This is a genomic window from Catenibacterium sp. RTP21428st1_D7_RTP21428_210409 (assembly GCF_040227455.1).
In the GTDB taxonomy this organism is placed as follows: domain Bacteria; phylum Bacillota_I; class Bacilli_A; order Erysipelotrichales; family Coprobacillaceae; genus Catenibacterium; species Catenibacterium mitsuoka_A.
The window spans coordinates 1-15,789 of record NZ_JBEHVX010000058.1; the positions used below are offsets into that span (position 1 = coordinate 1).

Annotated in this window: 15 protein-coding genes, 1 pseudogene and 2 riboswitches; of the genes and pseudogenes, 10 read left to right on the top strand and 6 right to left on the bottom strand. The window is 33.5% G+C overall.

Annotated elements, in window-relative coordinates; all coding sequences use genetic code 11:
• Positions 1–84: 84 nt before the first annotated feature.
• The 3 genes and pseudogenes from ABUA27_RS08680 to ABUA27_RS08690 all read left to right on the top strand — a co-directional run.
• A pseudogene (locus ABUA27_RS08680) lies at positions 85–312 on the top strand (peptidase M20); the annotation flags it as partial.
• Positions 309–1,049 (top strand): copper homeostasis protein CutC, encoded by a 741-nt coding sequence (locus ABUA27_RS08685; protein ID WP_129980927.1) that lies wholly within the window; start codon positions 309–311, stop codon positions 1,047–1,049. The pseudogene ABUA27_RS08680 and the gene ABUA27_RS08685, both read left to right, overlap by 4 nt.
• Positions 1,012–1,890: a YitT family protein gene (locus tag ABUA27_RS08690; protein WP_129980928.1), complete on the top strand. Its 879-nt coding sequence runs from the start codon at positions 1,012–1,014 to the stop codon at positions 1,888–1,890. Before ABUA27_RS08685 ends, ABUA27_RS08690 begins: the two co-directional genes overlap by 38 nt.
• Before the next feature lie 48 nt (positions 1,891–1,938).
• Here ABUA27_RS08690 and ABUA27_RS08695 read toward each other — a convergent pair whose 3' ends face one another.
• A complete protein-coding gene (locus ABUA27_RS08695; protein ID WP_287969175.1) occupies positions 1,939–3,285 on the bottom strand; it encodes an alanine/glycine:cation symporter family protein in 1,347 nt (448 codons plus the stop codon).
• Positions 3,286–3,330: 45 nt separating this feature from the next.
• A riboswitch (glycine riboswitch) is annotated at positions 3,331–3,399 on the bottom strand.
• Positions 3,400–3,476: riboswitch (glycine riboswitch) on the bottom strand.
• Positions 3,477–3,655: 179 nt separating this feature from the next.
• Here ABUA27_RS08695 and ABUA27_RS08700 point away from each other — a divergent pair.
• Positions 3,656–4,114: an SGNH/GDSL hydrolase family protein gene (locus tag ABUA27_RS08700; protein ID WP_349820576.1), complete on the top strand. Its 459-nt coding sequence runs from the start codon at positions 3,656–3,658 to the stop codon at positions 4,112–4,114.
• 55 nt (positions 4,115–4,169) lie between these two features.
• On the top strand, positions 4,170–5,501 hold the full coding sequence (locus tag ABUA27_RS08705; protein ID WP_129980931.1) for an MATE family efflux transporter: 1,332 nt from the start codon (positions 4,170–4,172) through the stop codon (positions 5,499–5,501).
• On the opposite strand, the gene ABUA27_RS08710 is transcribed toward ABUA27_RS08705, so the two are convergent.
• Positions 5,489–6,253 (bottom strand): helix-turn-helix transcriptional regulator, encoded by a 765-nt coding sequence (locus ABUA27_RS08710; protein ID WP_287846328.1) that lies wholly within the window; start codon positions 6,251–6,253, stop codon positions 5,489–5,491. The two genes, ABUA27_RS08705 and ABUA27_RS08710, sit on opposite strands and share 13 nt — an antisense overlap.
• Positions 6,254–6,545: 292 nt before the next feature.
• On the opposite strand from ABUA27_RS08710, the gene ABUA27_RS08715 reads away from it, so the two are divergent.
• Entirely contained in the window at positions 6,546–7,589 is a 1,044-nt protein-coding gene (locus ABUA27_RS08715; RefSeq protein WP_349820577.1) for an SWIM zinc finger family protein, read from the top strand.
• 42 nt (positions 7,590–7,631) lie between these two features.
• On the opposite strand, the gene ABUA27_RS08720 is transcribed toward ABUA27_RS08715, so the two are convergent.
• Complete coding sequence (locus ABUA27_RS08720) at positions 7,632–8,321, bottom strand: YoaK family protein (protein WP_287846324.1); 690 nt, start codon at positions 8,319–8,321, stop codon at positions 7,632–7,634.
• A 110-nt stretch (positions 8,322–8,431) separates the two neighbouring features.
• Here ABUA27_RS08720 and ABUA27_RS08725 point away from each other — a divergent pair, with 110 nt between their 5' ends.
• Genes ABUA27_RS08725 through ABUA27_RS08740 form a run of 4 tightly spaced genes read left to right on the top strand, consistent with a single transcriptional unit; the run spans position 8,432 to position 11,853 of the window.
• A complete protein-coding gene (locus tag ABUA27_RS08725; protein ID WP_129980934.1) occupies positions 8,432–9,316 on the top strand; it encodes a LysR family transcriptional regulator in 885 nt (294 codons plus the stop codon).
• Between the two features lie 11 nt (positions 9,317–9,327).
• Positions 9,328–10,011 (top strand): prepilin peptidase, encoded by a 684-nt coding sequence (locus tag ABUA27_RS08730; protein WP_129980935.1) that lies wholly within the window; start codon positions 9,328–9,330, stop codon positions 10,009–10,011.
• Positions 10,012–10,039: 28 nt separating this feature from the next.
• A complete protein-coding gene (locus tag ABUA27_RS08735; protein ID WP_287846322.1) occupies positions 10,040–11,350 on the top strand; it encodes a replication-associated recombination protein A in 1,311 nt (436 codons plus the stop codon).
• Positions 11,347–11,853 (top strand): NAD(+) diphosphatase, encoded by a 507-nt coding sequence (locus ABUA27_RS08740; protein WP_129980968.1) that lies wholly within the window; start codon positions 11,347–11,349, stop codon positions 11,851–11,853. Before ABUA27_RS08735 ends, ABUA27_RS08740 begins: the two co-directional genes overlap by 4 nt.
• Positions 11,854–11,860: 7 nt before the next feature.
• Here the strand turns inward: ABUA27_RS08740 and ABUA27_RS08745 are convergent, their stop codons facing one another.
• The 3 genes from ABUA27_RS08745 to ppk1 are packed head-to-tail and all read right to left on the bottom strand — an operon-like array spanning position 11,861 to position 15,729.
• Positions 11,861–12,550, bottom strand: coding sequence for an RsiV family protein (locus ABUA27_RS08745; RefSeq protein ID WP_129980937.1), 690 nt, complete (start codon positions 12,548–12,550; stop codon positions 11,861–11,863).
• A 50-nt stretch (positions 12,551–12,600) separates the two neighbouring features.
• Positions 12,601–13,668, bottom strand: coding sequence for a 6-phosphofructokinase (locus ABUA27_RS08750; protein WP_022424850.1), 1,068 nt, complete (start codon positions 13,666–13,668; stop codon positions 12,601–12,603).
• 12 nt (positions 13,669–13,680) lie between these two features.
• Positions 13,681–15,729 carry a polyphosphate kinase 1 gene (gene ppk1, locus ABUA27_RS08755; protein ID WP_502879951.1) on the bottom strand — a complete coding sequence of 683 codons (2,049 nt, stop codon included), beginning with the start codon at positions 15,727–15,729 and terminating at the stop codon, positions 13,681–13,683.
• Positions 15,730–15,789 lie beyond the last annotated feature (60 nt).

A 15,789-nucleotide genomic window follows, 5' to 3' on the forward strand; every position in this document is an offset into this window, starting at 1 on the left:
CACTAGAGTTTTGGGGGATTTGAGTTTGGTTATATATTTGTGTCCGCGCAACGAAGGCGCGGGGAAATGGAGGAAATCATGAAAGAGACATATGAATATGTAACGGGTAATGATGGAACTCCTGTTACTACAACAGGTGGTACTTATGCGAAAATGATGCCTCATATTGTCCCATTTGGACCTTCTTTCCCAGGACAGAAAGGTATTGGACATAATCCGAATGAATGGATGACAAGAGAGGATCTCATTACCAATGCAAAGATTTATGCTTTAACACTTTATCAATTATCTAGAAAGGAAACAGAACTATGATTGAAGTATGTTGTGGAAGTTATAAGGATGGCCTACGTGCTTACAAGGGTGGAGCCACACGCATTGAATTAAACAGTGCCCTTTATTTAGGAGGTTTAACACCCTCTGTGGCTTCATTAAAACTCTTAAAAAGAGAAACAACATTGACTATTATTTGTATGGTTAGACCTCGTGGTGCTGGTTTTACTTATGATGAAACAGAATATAAACAGATGTTATTAGAAGCAGAAGACCTATTAGAAAATGGTGCAGATGGTCTCGCTTTTGGTTTCTTAAAGAGTGATCATACAATTGATGTCAAACGTACAAGAGAATTTGTAGAACTTATTCATAAATACAATCGTACGGCTGTATTCCATCGTGCCTTTGACTGCTGTGATGATTTAGATCATGCGATGACTCAATTGGTTGAACTTGGCATTGATCGTGTTTTGACAAGTGGTGGTCAGCCTACTGCAATAGATGGAGCAGATAAGATCAAATCATTACAAGAAAATTATGGTAAGGATATTGAAATTCTTGCAGGAAGTGGTGTGAACTATAATAATGCATCCTCTTTAATGGAACATACAGGTATCTCTCAGGTACATTCTTCTTGTAAGGATTATGAAGAAGATCCTACAACTTCAGGCAAGTCTGTCACTTACAGCTATTATACTGGCACACATGCTAATGATTATGAAAGTGTGGACCAGGAAAATGTCGAAAAACTTGTCAGCAGCCTACAAAACAAATAAAAGATATATTATTACTTTCTTTGCAGTGTTCTTTTCGGCACTCTTACAAACATTTGTTCTTCAGACATTTTTGAATCCTTCTGATCTATTATCAAGTGGTTTTACAGGTGTTGCGATTCTAATTAATCGTATCAGTATGCTTTATGGGTATTCTTTATCTATTTCCACACTTGTGATTGTACTCAATCTACCTGTCGCCATTGTATGTTATAAGACAATCGGTAAGAAGTTTGTTTTCTTTTCTTTCTTACAAGTTATCTTCTTCAGTATTTTCACAAGGGTATTATCTTTTGATCCATTATTTGATGATGTGATCTTGAATGTATGTTTTGGTGGATTTCTTTATGGCTTTGCGATTGCGATTGCCTTAAAAGGTAATGCAAGTACAGCTGGTACTGATTTTATTGCTTTATATGTATCTAATAAAATGAACAAGTCAATCTTTGAATATATATTTGTCTTCAATACCTTGATGCTATGTGTTTTTGGATTTATGTTTGGCTGGGTTCATGCAGGATATTCTATATTATTCCAATTCCTCTCAACTAAAACGATTGATACATTCTATAAGCGATATAAACGTGTGACTTTAGAAATCACTACAATTCATCCTGAAGAATTACGTCAGGCGTATATTGCACAATATCGTCATGGTTTGACTATGCTTCATGGTGAAGGAGGCTATAGCGGTCATCCTCTTACAATGATTCATACTGTCGTGTCAAGCTATGAAGTACAGGATATTGTGGTTTTGATGAAGAGTATTGACTCTCATGTCATTATCAATATATTACCAACAGAAAACTTTGTCGGTGGATTCTATCAAAAACCACTCGATTAACAGGCTTCGGCCTGTTTTTTTGCATGAAAAAACCTCTCATATGAGAGGTTAAATGCTTAATTCTTCTATACTACAAGTGTTTTCTTCTTTGAAGTATTTTTCTGTTTCCGCAATGACTTCTTTTCTAAGTCCAATTAAACCGATGAGGTTAGGAATTGCCATACAGCCATTGACGATATCTGCAAGAATAAAGATAAACTGTAATGACATAAATGGACCAATCGCAATAAGAATAATGAAGATGATCTTATAAATCTTGATAGAACGAATACCTGCAAGATAATACATACATCTTTCACCGTAGTAGTTCCATCCAATAATTGTAGTAAACGCAAAGAAAATCAATCCAATATTTACAATATATTCACCAATAAATGGAATAATAAGTCCTCTATTAAAGGCAAGTGATGTGACTGCAGCTCCTTCTAAACCACTTGTGTTCGCACCAGTGATTAAGATTGCAAGACCTGTCATTGTACAAATGACCATTGTATCAATAAAAGTACCAGTCATAGATACAAGTCCCTGTTCTACACATGAATCAGTCTGTGCAGCAGCTGCGGCAATAGGAGCACTTCCTAAACCACTTTCGTTAGAGAAGATTCCTCTACTAATACCCATCTTCATCGCAACACCCATACCAGCACCAAAGACTGCTTTGATATCAAAAGCTGAAGCAAGTACTATCTTTAATACATGAGGAATCATTGGAAGATGTGTTAATAGAATAAGTACAACACCACTAATATAAAATACACACATAAATGGAATCACTTTTTCAGCAACTGCCGCAATTCTATGAATTCCACCAATTGTGATAAAACCAACAAGAAGAGTAAGAATAATCGCACTGATCCAATAAGGTACATGGAAAGAAAGATGCAATGCATCAGAAATAGATCTTACCTGAGTGAATGTACCAATACCTAAATAAGCAACAGCTACACCAAAGAATGCAAATAGAGTTGCGAGAAACTTATTGTGTAAACCTTTTTCAATATAGTACATCGGACCACCGGCAATCTGTCCATTTTCATCCTTTGTACGATACTTGATAGCGAGTACCCCTTCAGCATATTTAGTAGCCATTCCAAAGAAAGCAGAAATCCACATCCAGAATAATGCGCCAGGACCACCTGCAGAAATCGCAGTTGCTACCCCTACAATATTACCTGTTCCAATCGTAGAACTTAAGGCAGTACACAATGCTTGGAAACTAGAAACGTCTCCTTCATGATTTTCATTCTTCTTGAAAATCAAAGAGAAAGCTTTCTTTAATCTTACAAACTGAATAAACTTTAAATGAGTAGTGAAATAAATACCTGTTCCTAGTAGTAACAGGATAAGGGGCATACCCCATACGAGATTGTTGACTTGAGTCAAAAATTTGGTCATAAAAAAACTCCTTCTAATAAATTAGACGGAATTAATAGTGAAAAGTATAAGTCACTGTCCTTTTACCTGAGAGTGTTACTCCTTCGGTGCTCATTATGAGTCTCTCCAGTGATTCGTCCAATAGCGATCCTTTTACCTGAAATCTTCCATCCTTCGGTGTTCTTACAAAGAATCTCTTTCGCTACTATCATCCGTTCTTTTACAAGAAAATATTATAAACAGAGATTATTATAAATTCAATGTTTTTTTATTATAACTCTTTTTGTATAATAAGAAAAAGGGGAATGAATTTATGAATATCATATGTTATGGGGATTCTAATACTTATGGATTTAACCCTCTTGATGGGGGACGTTATGAAACAAACTGAGTGGATATAGTAAGGGAGAATTATAAAGATGATTTTGTAGTCAATGCAGGACTTAATGGCAGACTTGCGGAACCTAAACAATTCTTATATGATGTTACCTTACGTCAATATGCACCTATTGGATTATTAGTTATTATGCTAGGGACAAATAATGTAGACCACTTAGAACCTGTAGAACATATTACAGTAGGTCTTCATGTGATGTTAAGACGTGCCCTGTCTAAAGCAGAACATATATTACTTCTTGCACCGCCATACTTAAGAATTGATGAAGAAAGATATCAAAGAAGTAAAGAACTCAATAAGAAGTTAAAAGTACTTGCAGATAGCTTTCATGCAGATTTTATTGATGTAGAAGAAGTAGTAAGTGAACTTGCATTTGATGGTATTCATCTTACACAAAAGGGACATGAACAGCTAGGAAAAACAATTGTAGACTTTATAAAGAAATCCTTATAATGGATTTTTTTGTATGCTCAAAAGTGCTATACTTCGACACTAGGGGGATTAAGATATGACAAAGAATATGACAGAAGGACATCCATTAAAACTCATTATGATGTTCGCATTTCCTTTATTATTGGGTAATATATTCCAGCAGACTTATAATATTGTGGATACTGCAATAGTAGGTCAGACACTTGGTGCCAATGCACTTGCGGCAGTAGGCTCTACTACTAGTGTACAATTTTTAGTATTGGGATTTTGTATTGGTATATGCTGTGGGTTTGGTATACCTATTGCCCAGTCATTTGGTGGAAATAACTTATCTAAGATGCGTGATTTTATTTATCATAGTATCATTCTAACAATTATTATTGGCGCAATATTAACTGTAGGATGCTGTTTATTATGTATGACAATTATTCATATATTACAAATACCAGCTGAGATTGCATCACGTTCTTATATATATTTATTAATAATATTCATAGGCTTACCATGTACATTACTCTATAATCTATGTTCAAGTATATTACGTGCTGTAGGAGATAGTCGCACACCATTCTTATTTCTTGCTTTTTCTGCTTGTCTCAATATTGTGTTAGATTTATTTTGTATTATTATTTTAAAACTCGATGTCGCAGGGGCAGCCCTTGCGACAATTGTGTCACAAGGTATCAGTGGCATCTTATGTCTTATAGTCATTAAGAAACGTTTTACAGTATTACATATAGAAAAAGAAAATAAAGTAATAAAGTCATCCATCGTTAAGAATTTACTTGGGATGGGACTTCCAATGGGATTACAGTACTCTATTACTGCGATTGGCTCTATGGTCATGCAGGGTGCCAATAACTTTTTAGGCGCAACTTATATGTCTGCTTTTGCGGCGGCAGCTAAAATCAAACAGCTTGCCATCTGTCCATTTGATGCATTGGCCACAGCTGCTTCAACTTTCGCAAGTCAGAACTATGGCGCAAAGAAATATGATCGTATCAAAAAAGGAGTCATACAAACTGTTGTTGTAGGTATTATCTATGGCGTGATTGTAGGAATCTTATTGATTCTATTTGGTAGAATATTCTCAATGTTGTTTATTTCATCAAAATATAGTGCTGTCCTTGATGCATCCGCAAAATATATTACCTATATGGGATATTTCTATTGGGTTCTTTCAATTCTCAATGTATGCCGCCAGACAACTCAGGGGATTGGTTATTCTGGACTTGCAATATTCTCTGGTGTCATTGAAATGATTGCAAGATGTTTTGTATCGTTGGTATTTGTACCAATTGCTGGTTATACCGCAATTTGTTGTGCAGACCAGACAGCCTGGATTGTTGCAGCACTCTATTGTGTATTCACTTTTAGTTATTGTTTTAAAAAGATTCAAGAAGAATGACGATATTCAAGAGGTGTCATATGATACCTCTTTTTAAACTGTGTATTAAAATAGCTAGGACGACTAAAGCCACACATTTTTGAAATAGATACAATAGAATAATCTTTAGATAATAACTCAGTACTATGCACTAAACGTAATTCATTCAAATAAACTATAGGAGAAGTATGAAGATATTGAGAAAAAATACTACAGCATCTTGAACGACAAATAGAAACCGCATCTGCCATATCCTGGATGGTGATCTTCTGAGAAAGATGATCTCTCAAATAATGAATCATTTCTAACATCTTATCATAATCGTCTAGTGGTTTACTTTCTGGAAGAATTGTACTAGCTAAATGGACAAGCTCTGATGCAGAAGATAGAATTAAAAAGGGACTCATTTCTGGAATATTAAGTAAACCATATAGCTTAGTGATGAGTGCATGAATTGTATGATCATGGATAACTATATAAGGGGCATGTTCATGATTAAAGAATGAATCAAAATAACTTAAAAGTGATTCATGCATACTAAAAGTTTCTCTTTCGATAGAGACAGTCATTAAATGGGCTGTAGAAGAAAGTCTTGCATGAATAATATGAGTATTAATCATAAAGGCTTCGCCTTTATGAATAGTAATTGATTCTCCATTAATTAAATAGGATACTTCTCCATGAAGACAATAAATGAACTCTAAAGAATCGTGATCATGGTAAATCATATCATTTTCTGTATTTTCAATATGCTGGGTATGAATGGGAAACATGATAAAACTCCTTATAAACGATAGTGATATTATTATAAGTATAAAATAGATATTAATCAATAAAATTATACGATAATGATATAAAAGAAAGAAAATGCAATGATTATCAAGTGAAGTTGATACACATTAATAAATGTAAACGGTGACACTTCATAAAAACAGACTTCTAAATATACAATAATGATATGAATAGAAAATAAGAATGAATTATAGTTCTATATAATATACGATAATGATGTGTTTGTGTAGAATGTTAAGAATATGTTATAATTTTGTTCGAGGAGCTGATAGGATGAAAGAAGAATTATTTGATGATTTAATATTAGAAAGAGGTTATGAATATGCCCAGGAAGGGGCAGTGGATCATGTACGTAAAGTAGGAGAAGTAATCTATGCCACTGTTCGTGGGACAGAGGATTATCATGTAAAAATAGATGATAATGATATGTTCTGTGATTGTCCTTATGCTAAAGAGGGAGCGCATTGTAAGCATATGGCTGCTGTTTTGTATTATTTAGATAGTCATCCTGTTTATGATGAACATACAATTATTGATGCATTAAGTGAGAAGCAGGCTAAACAACTATTAAAGAAAATATTAAAAGATCATCCAGAATATTTAGATCAACTACCACAGGTAGAAAAGAAAGTAGAAAACAAAGAAAGTGTGGAAGAGGCTTTTAGAAATCATCCTGACAAGAAATCAGCTCGTGGTTATATTGTGAAATGTATGGATGATTATATGGATATAGATATACTTATTCATACATTTAAAAACTATTTGGAAGATAAGATCGTATCCAAATATTTGATTGATTACTATAGTACACTTGATATTAAAAAAGCGATTTCATTTGTGAAATCATTAAAGACAGATAAGCCTTCTATTAAAAAGATGTATCAATCTTATTTGAAGGACTTATATTTAAAAGATAATGATAGAGAATCTTATTTAGATATTTTATGGAAACTTGTGAAAGAGGATGGACAGATAGATTTCTATCGTGAATTAAAAAGACAATATACAAAAGAGGAATGGATTCCATTAAGAGAAGATCTTCTTAATAGTCTTCCACCTCGTGCAAGACTTGATAAGATTTATTTAGAAGAAGGTATGTATGATCAGTTATTGAATCTTGTCATTCAAACACCTGGCTTATATATTCTAGAAGAGTATTATCGTGATTTATTGAATTATCCTGAACAGCTATTAAATAAGTATTTAGAGGAACTTAAACCTCTTGTAGGTAAACAGGATATCACTCATTATCTCAAAGAAATAGAAGAGATTCCTGGAGGCGTGCAGTTTATTTCTTTAAATCAATTGAGAAAATAAGGCATTTTAAGCGTATAAAAAGAGTAGGGAGATATAATCTCTCTACTCTCTTAATTTTTCTAATCCCATGATAAAGAAACTGATGATTAATAACAAGCTTGATACCCAGATAACATGAATAGATTTTCCTTGGGAAAATAAACCACCAAATCCTGCACCAAGTCCAAAAAAGAAAATAATTCCATAATAATAGAATGCACGTCTAAGAGATGCTTTATTATGTGTTTCTGTATAGTCAGCTAAAGCACTTGTTCCATTACGAATATTTCCAATACACATTGTAGATGCATAAGAATAACCACTTACTTTTCTAAATGTCTGTACTTGTAGCGCACAAGAGAATGAGACAAGAATAGTCGCTAAGCTATCTAAATGATGGGGAATAAGTCCAACAAAGAATAGAATCACTATTTCTAATACAAGTATACCCTGTCTCCAATGCATCTTTTGGGCATATTTAAAGCGAGAATGCACAATGTCCGCAATAAATATTCCTAATGCAAAGGCGGTTAAAGGTAACAAATACTTTAAGGCAATCATCCATTCTCCACTCATGATATGATTACTTAATAATACGACGTTACCTGTCTGGGCATTAGAATAAACACCACCACGTGCAAAATAAGTATAAGCATCCTGAAAGCCACCAGACATGGCAAGGAAGATACTATTTATAAAAGCTTCAGACATCTGTCTTTCACGTAAAAACCATTGAATAAGTTTGTCTTTCATAACATACTCCGTTGTAAATTTAAATCAAATGCATTATACTGAATGAACAGAAATATGTAAAAAGTATTTTTGATATACTGATGATATGATTATTATATGGGAGGAAACTTATGGCAAACTATGATTATTACAGAATATTCTACTATGTAGCACAATACCAGAGCTTCACAAAGGCAGCAGAGATGTTAAGAAACAACCAGCCTAATATCACCCGTTATATCAATAACTTAGAAAGTGAACTAGGCTGTAAACTTTTTATTCGTTCTAATAGAGGTGTTAAATTAACACCTGAGGGAGAAAACTTATTTGAACATGTTGCCATTGCTCAGGAACATTTAAGACTTGGAGAAAGTGAACTACAGAAAGAAAAAGAATTAAATAGTGGTTTAATTACTTTAGGTGTCAGTGAGAATGCATTACGTATATTCCTTCTTGATCATCTAGAACGTTTCCATGAACAATACCCACATGTTCGCCTGCGTATCACTAACCATACTACACCAGAAGCATTAGAATCATTAAGAAATGATTTATGTGACTTTTCTGTTGTTACAACACCAATAGACTTACCACATTTATTACAGGTCTTGGTACTCGATCATTTTGAAGATATTCTCATTTGTGGGAAGAAGTATAAGGAACTCTCATTAAAACGTCATTCTTTAGATGAATTCAAAGACACACCTTTTATATCTCTTACAAGTCAGACAGGAACAAGAAACTTCTATAATCAATATTTCTTAGACAATGGTGTTTCTTTCCATCCTGATATTGAAGTCTCTACTACAGATCAGATTATCCCTCTTATTATTCATAATTTAGGTATAGCATTCTATCCTAGAAAGCTAGCCCAGCCATACTTAGATAAAGGAGAAGTCTATGAAATCCCGTTGATTCAATCATTACCACATCGTAAGGTTTGCTTAGTGAAGGATCCTAATAAATCACAAAGCATTGCCTCTAGTAAATTGATTGAATCACTTATACATCGTTAAGGAGAAAAATTATGCCGCTGCTTATATTTATGATAGGTGCTTGTTTTGGCAGTTTTATATCTTGTATGTCACATCGTTATATGACTCATGAATCAATACTTGGAAGAAGTCATTGTGATTATTGTGGACATACATTACATGTATTAGATTTAATTCCAGTCTTATCTTATATATTACTTAAAGGGCAATGTCGTTATTGTCGTCATAAACTCAATAAGAGTCTGCTTGTTCATGAACTAATAGCAGGCTTTTTATTTGTCTTATTTTATATTCATGATGGATTAAGTATTCTTTATTTATCTCATATCGCATCTCTTACATGCTTTTATATTATCTCTATTATAGACTTACATCTCTATGAAATACCTGATATATATCTTCTTATTAGTTTATTATCTAGCTTTAAGATTATATATCTCAAAGAATCTCTTCTATTTGTATTGTTTCTTATACTATTTGTTTATCTTTTTTATAAGATAACTGGAAAAGAAGGACTTGGTGGGGGAGATGTTAAGATGTTAGGTGTCTGCAGTCTTTCTTTAGGTATTTATCAAACGTTAAGTATCTTATCTATTGCTTGTTTCTTAGGAATCATCTTCTCTTTTATAAACCAAAAGAAGATGATTCCTTTTGGTCCTTTTATTGCACTTGGATGGTTAACTATATCTTTATTTGACAGTTTCTTCATCCTGTAATACTATTTTTGTCATAGGAGGTGTTTTTATGGCGTCACTTTTTGAAGAAACCTTTAATGAACCTCTTCCATCAAGACTAAGACCTGATAATCTAGATGAATTTGTTGGGCAGACTCATCTAGTAGGAAAAGGAAAAATACTTAGAAGACTTATAGAAACAGATTCTATTTCTTCAATGATCTTCTGGGGACCACCAGGAGTAGGTAAAACAACACTCGCAAGAATAATTGCTTCTCATACACATTCTTCTTTTATTGATTTCTCAGCTGTGACTAGTGGTATTAAAGAAATAAGAGAAGTGATGAAACAGGCAGAAAATAATCGTGTCTTTGGTGAAAAGACAATTCTATTTGTGGATGAAATACATCGTTTCAATAAATCCCAGCAGGATGCTTTTTTGCCTTTTGTAGAAAAAGGAAGCATTATACTTATAGGTGCGACAACTGAAAACCCATCATTTGAAATCAATGGAGCTCTTTTATCACGTTGTAAGGTATTTGTCCTCAATGCACTTGAAGAAGAGGATATTGTTTCATTACTCAAACATGCCATTTCTAGTCCAAAGGGATTTGGAAATTTAAATATTGATATATCTGATGATTGTTTACACCTTATTGCATCTTTTAGTAATGGTGATGCAAGAAATGCGTTATCTACTTTAGAAATGGTTATTAATAATAGCGATGAGAAGGATGGCATCATCCATGTTACTAAGACCATCATTGAACAATGTACACAAAAGAAATCTCTTTTATATGATAAAAAGGGTGAGGAACATTATAATCTCATTAGTGCCTTACATAAATCTATGCGTAATTCAGATCCAGATGCAGCTATATATTGGCTTGCTAGAATGTTGGAGGCAGGAGAAGATCCTCTTTATGTCGCAAGAAGAGTGATTCGTTTTGCGAGTGAAGATATTGGTTTAGCAGATCCCCGTGCCTTATCTATTGCGAATGATGCCTATACAAGCTGTCATTATATTGGTATGCCTGAATGTTCAGTCATATTAACACAGGCTGTTGTTTATATGTCCATGGCACCTAAATCTAATGCCTTATATATGGCTTATGAAACAGCTAAAAAAGATGCCTTAAAAGAATTATCTGAACCTGTGCCATTAGTTATTCGTAATGCGCCTACAAAACTTATGAAGGAACTACATTATGGTGATGGCTATCAATATGCTCATGATACTAAAGAGAAGATTACGAATATGCAATGTTTACCTGATTCATTAAAAGACAGGGAATACTATCTTCCAGGCACTCAAGGTGCAGAGAAACAATATAAGAATAGATTAAATGAAATCAAGAAATGGAGAAAAGAAAATCAATGAGTTATTGTGTAAAATGTGGTCATGAACTAATTGAAAAAGAAAATGGAATAGATGGGATGGTACCTTATTGTCCAAACTGTCATGAATTTAGATTTCCAATGTTTAATAGTGCAGTCAGTGCTTTGGTACTTAATCCCAAAAAAGATAAAATCCTTCTCATCCAACAATATGGACATAAAGATAATATCTTAATAGCTGGATATGTCACAAAAGGAGAAAATGCGAAGCAGGCTCTTTTTAGAGAAGTCAAAGAAGAAACAGGTCTTACTATTTCTTCCTATGAATTCAATGACAATGAATACTATGCTCGTACTAATACATATATTAATAACTATATCGTTGTTGTAGAAGATGAATCATTCCACTGCAATGAAGAAGTAGATTATGCAAAATGGTATGATCTAAAAGATGCAATGAATATCATTAAGCCTGATTCTTTAGCACAGGAATTACTGAGAAGATATCTCTATAAGAGAGAACACAATCTTGTTTTCACAAGATAAAAGACGACTATTTGAAGTAGTCGTCTAGTAAGTCATTTTTAATTGTGAATGTAGGGTTTCCCATATAACCGGGAGCTACTTCAAATTGATCAAAGCAGATGACAAGTTCGCCTTGTTTATTAATATAGTAGCTTTGATTCTTCGAAATACCTTTAAAACGAGGATTATCATTCTTTTGACACCAATATACTTTATTGGTGTCTTTTTTCATTTCTGCTTTCATTTGTATAAGTATCTCTTTAGAAATCACTTTTTTATAGTCACTATTCTTAAAATAAGCAGAAAGAGGGATACTCTTTCCTGTGGATTTGTTGATTGTATAATAAACGTTCTTTGTGTAACTATCTGCATGTGCTTTATTTAGCTCTAATTTAAGAGTAAATAACTGGTCTGTATTATAGACAATCTCATGATTAATAGAATAGTAACTTCCGCTTTTTTCCTCTTTTGAAATAAAATTCTTAATGGTAGATGCCATCTTATGATTCACTACATCAAGCGCTTCCTGTTTATTATTATCTGCAGTTGTAATCCATGGGACATGGGACTTATTGACATCTACAGTAAATAGGTTAGACAGAGTGAGTCTATTTGGTGTATTGGTATCTTTATTGAGTTGATGATTGATCAGTATAAGTATAGCTACAAGGACAATAAAAGAAAGTCCTATCTTTTTCCAAAATGTTAGTTTATGCATAGTATCACCTAACTCACATTATACACAAAAAAACTGTTCTTGCGAACAGTTTACTCACCAAATGAGATACCAACAAGCTTTGCGCTTTGTACGATTTCTCCTTCAGTATCTACATATTTTAATTTTCCTGCAGTAGCTTCTAATGGAATATGTGTAACATGATTTCCTTGTAATACAACATATTCACCATAATGTTTCTTGATGATGAGTCTTGCACCTTCAACGCCAAAACGTGTAGAGATTTCACGATCATAACTATTAGGATTACCACCACGCTGTGCATGACCAATACATGATACACGAATCTCGGCATCAATTTCCTGACTTAATTCATCAGCTACTTCATAAGCTACAGAACGACCATTTCTTGCAAGTACTTTTGCTTTATAGTCTTTTCTTTTCATTAGTGCATCTGCTTCAGAAATAGCCCCTTCAGCACAGGCAATAATTGCATAGTTCTTTTCGTTCTTTAATGTTTCTTTAACCTTTTTCGCAACAACTTTAATATCATATGGAATCTCAGGTAAGAGGATAACATCAGCGCCTGCTGCAATACCGGCAGATAAACAGATATGTCCTACCTTATGACCCATAACTTCAATCACAAAGACACGGCTATGACTTGCGGCTGTTGTCTTGATTTCATCTAAGTAACGTGTCGCAATGGCTGTGGCAGAAGAATAACCAAATGTATAATCTGTACCCCAGGCATCATTATCAATAGTCTTAGGTAATGCAATTACATTTAGTCCTTCCTGTGATAACATATTAGCACTTTTAATAGAACCATTACCACCAAGTACAACTAAGCAGTCCAATTCAAGTTTCTTATAAGTATTCTTCATCGCTTTGACTTTATCAAAACCATTTTCAATAATACGCATACGTTTGAAAGGACATCTTGAATTTCCAAGAATTGAACCACCTACGTTTAAAATATCATAAAAATCTTTAGGCTTCATTTTTTTGTATTTTTCATACATTAATCCTTTATAACCATCAATAAAGCCTATGATTTCAACATCTTTCACATTTCTATAAAGAGTTAATGCCAACCCACGCATAGTTGCATTAAGGGCTTGACAGTCTCCTCCGCTTGTTAAAATACCAACGCGCATATTATACCTCCCTTATACTTTTTTCTTAAAGAAGTATTCCTGACTATTGATCTTCTCTTGTTTATTCTTTACACGTTTATATGTACCATCATTTAATAAACGTGATGCTTTCACATTATCATGAAGCATAATATCAAACATATTAAGAATAGTCTTCTTAATACGAGGATCATGAATTGGTGCACCCACTTCTACACGTCTTTCTAAGTTACGTGTCATTAAGTCTGCAGAAGAAATATAGACATCTGGATCCTTGTCACCAAAGATATAAATACGAGAATGTTCCAAATAACGTCCAACAATAGATATAACTTGAATATTTTCTGTATAACCCTTAATACCAGGAATAATACAACAGATACCTCTTACGATTAATTGAATCTTAACACCAGCCTGACTTGCTTCTACAAGCTTTTCAATCATTTTCTTACTTGTCACTGCATTACATTTAAATCCTACATAAGCAGGTTTACCAGCCTTTGCAAGTTTAATTTGTTCATCAATCTTTTCAAAGATTCTTGAAATCATACAATGTGGTGCAACTAATAATATATTCGCATTATGATCTGTTTCACCTAAACATAAATGAGTAAAGAGTTCATTGGCTTCTTCACCAAAAGCATGTTTTGAAGTCATTAAACAGAAATCTGTATAAAGTTTAGAAGTCTTTTCGTTATAGTTGCCAGTACCAATCTGAGTCAAATACTTGATACCTTCATCCGTACGATAAGTGACAAGACATAATTTAGAGTGTACTTTTAATTCACTTAAACCATAAATAACATGACATCCAGCACTCTCTAACTGTTTAGACCAGGCAATATTGTTTTCTTCATCAAAACGTGCACGAAGTTCTACTAGGACTGTCACATCCTTACCATTTTCTGCAGCACGAATTAAACTTTTAACAACCTTAGAATTCTTAGCCACACGATAAAGAGTCATCTTAATACTGATTACCTGTGGATCACGACTTGCTTCATCTAAGAATCTTAAGAATGGTGCCATAGATTCAAATGGATAAGAAAGTAATATATCATGCTTTAATACCTGTTTAATCATTGGTACAGTATTTTCTACAAGAGGTGAATTACGTGCTTCAAGTCTCTTATAGAATAGTTCTGGATGACGTGATTTTAAATAATCCTGTAAAGTAAATACAAATGAGAACTCTAATGGACTCTCTACTTCAAAGACCTGACCACTAGAAAGATCTAAGAAATGTTTCAACATATCTACTTCAATCTCTTCTAGACCTGGAGACATCTCCATTCTTAAAGGTGCAAGTTTTCTTCTTTGTTTAATAAGAGTTTCCATCATTTCACGATAATCTTCATGTTCCTGTAAAGAATAATCATCCTCTTCAATATCAGCACTTCTTATAATACGAATTATAGAAGCATTCTTTACTGTTTGTCCATGAAAAATCATAGGAAGATTTTTTTTCACAATTTCTTCTGCCAAAATAAATTTACCAGGCTTACTAGGTAAGGCAATTAATCTTTCATCAAAAGCAGCAGAGCATGAAACAATACCCAGCTTTCTCTTACCCTTTTTACTTTCTAATTGTGTCACAATATAGAGTTCACCATTATTAAGGAAAGGGAATGGCTGTCTTTTAGAAACAACCTGTGGTGATACAAGTGGAAGCATTTCCTGAGTGAAATAATGTTCGAGAAATTTTTTATCTTCTTTATCTTTAATATCATCATAACCTACAATCTCTGCACCATATTCTTTCATCTTTTCAAGATTTGATGCATAGATCTTATCTCTCTTCTTATATAAATATTTCACCTTTCTTTCACAGGCTTTAATCTGTTCAGATGATGTCATATTTGTCTTATTTTCTTTTAAAGCAGGATAAAACAAGGCCTGATCAAATAAGAATCCCATACGTACTCTAAAGAATTCATCTAGGTTCGTTTGAAAAATTGAAATAAAAGTCAGACGCTCACCTAACGGCACGTTTTCATCTTTGGCCTGCATAAGAACACGGTCATTAAACTTTAACCAAGATAATTCTCGGTTATCTTTATATATATTCATAATTTCCTCCATTTCCCCGCGCCTTCGTTGCGCGGACACAAATATATAACCAAACTCAAATCCCCCAAAACT

Coding starts and splice junctions, on each gene's coding strand:
- ABUA27_RS08695 (WP_287969175.1), bottom strand. CDS start 3,285: ATGACCAAATTTTTGACTCAAGTCAACAATCTCGTATGGGGTATGCCC.
- ABUA27_RS08690 (WP_129980928.1), top strand. CDS start 1,012: ATGTCGAAAAACTTGTCAGCAGCCTACAAAACAAATAAAAGATATATT.
- ABUA27_RS08740 (WP_129980968.1), top strand. CDS start 11,347: ATGAGTTATTGTGTAAAATGTGGTCATGAACTAATTGAAAAAGAAAAT.
- ppk1 (WP_502879951.1), bottom strand. CDS start 15,729: ATGGAGGAAATTATGAATATATATAAAGATAACCGAGAATTATCTTGG.
- ABUA27_RS08750 (WP_022424850.1), bottom strand. CDS start 13,668: ATGCGCGTTGGTATTTTAACAAGCGGAGGAGACTGTCAAGCCCTTAAT.
- ABUA27_RS08705 (WP_129980931.1), top strand. CDS start 4,170: ATGACAAAGAATATGACAGAAGGACATCCATTAAAACTCATTATGATG.
- ABUA27_RS08685 (WP_129980927.1), top strand. CDS start 309: ATGATTGAAGTATGTTGTGGAAGTTATAAGGATGGCCTACGTGCTTAC.
- ABUA27_RS08730 (WP_129980935.1), top strand. CDS start 9,328: ATGCCGCTGCTTATATTTATGATAGGTGCTTGTTTTGGCAGTTTTATA.
- ABUA27_RS08735 (WP_287846322.1), top strand. CDS start 10,040: ATGGCGTCACTTTTTGAAGAAACCTTTAATGAACCTCTTCCATCAAGA.
- ABUA27_RS08715 (WP_349820577.1), top strand. CDS start 6,546: ATGAAAGAAGAATTATTTGATGATTTAATATTAGAAAGAGGTTATGAA.
- ABUA27_RS08725 (WP_129980934.1), top strand. CDS start 8,432: ATGGCAAACTATGATTATTACAGAATATTCTACTATGTAGCACAATAC.
- ABUA27_RS08710 (WP_287846328.1), bottom strand. CDS start 6,253: ATGTTTCCCATTCATACCCAGCATATTGAAAATACAGAAAATGATATG.
- ABUA27_RS08720 (WP_287846324.1), bottom strand. CDS start 8,321: ATGAAAGACAAACTTATTCAATGGTTTTTACGTGAAAGACAGATGTCT.
- ABUA27_RS08745 (WP_129980937.1), bottom strand. CDS start 12,550: ATGCATAAACTAACATTTTGGAAAAAGATAGGACTTTCTTTTATTGTC.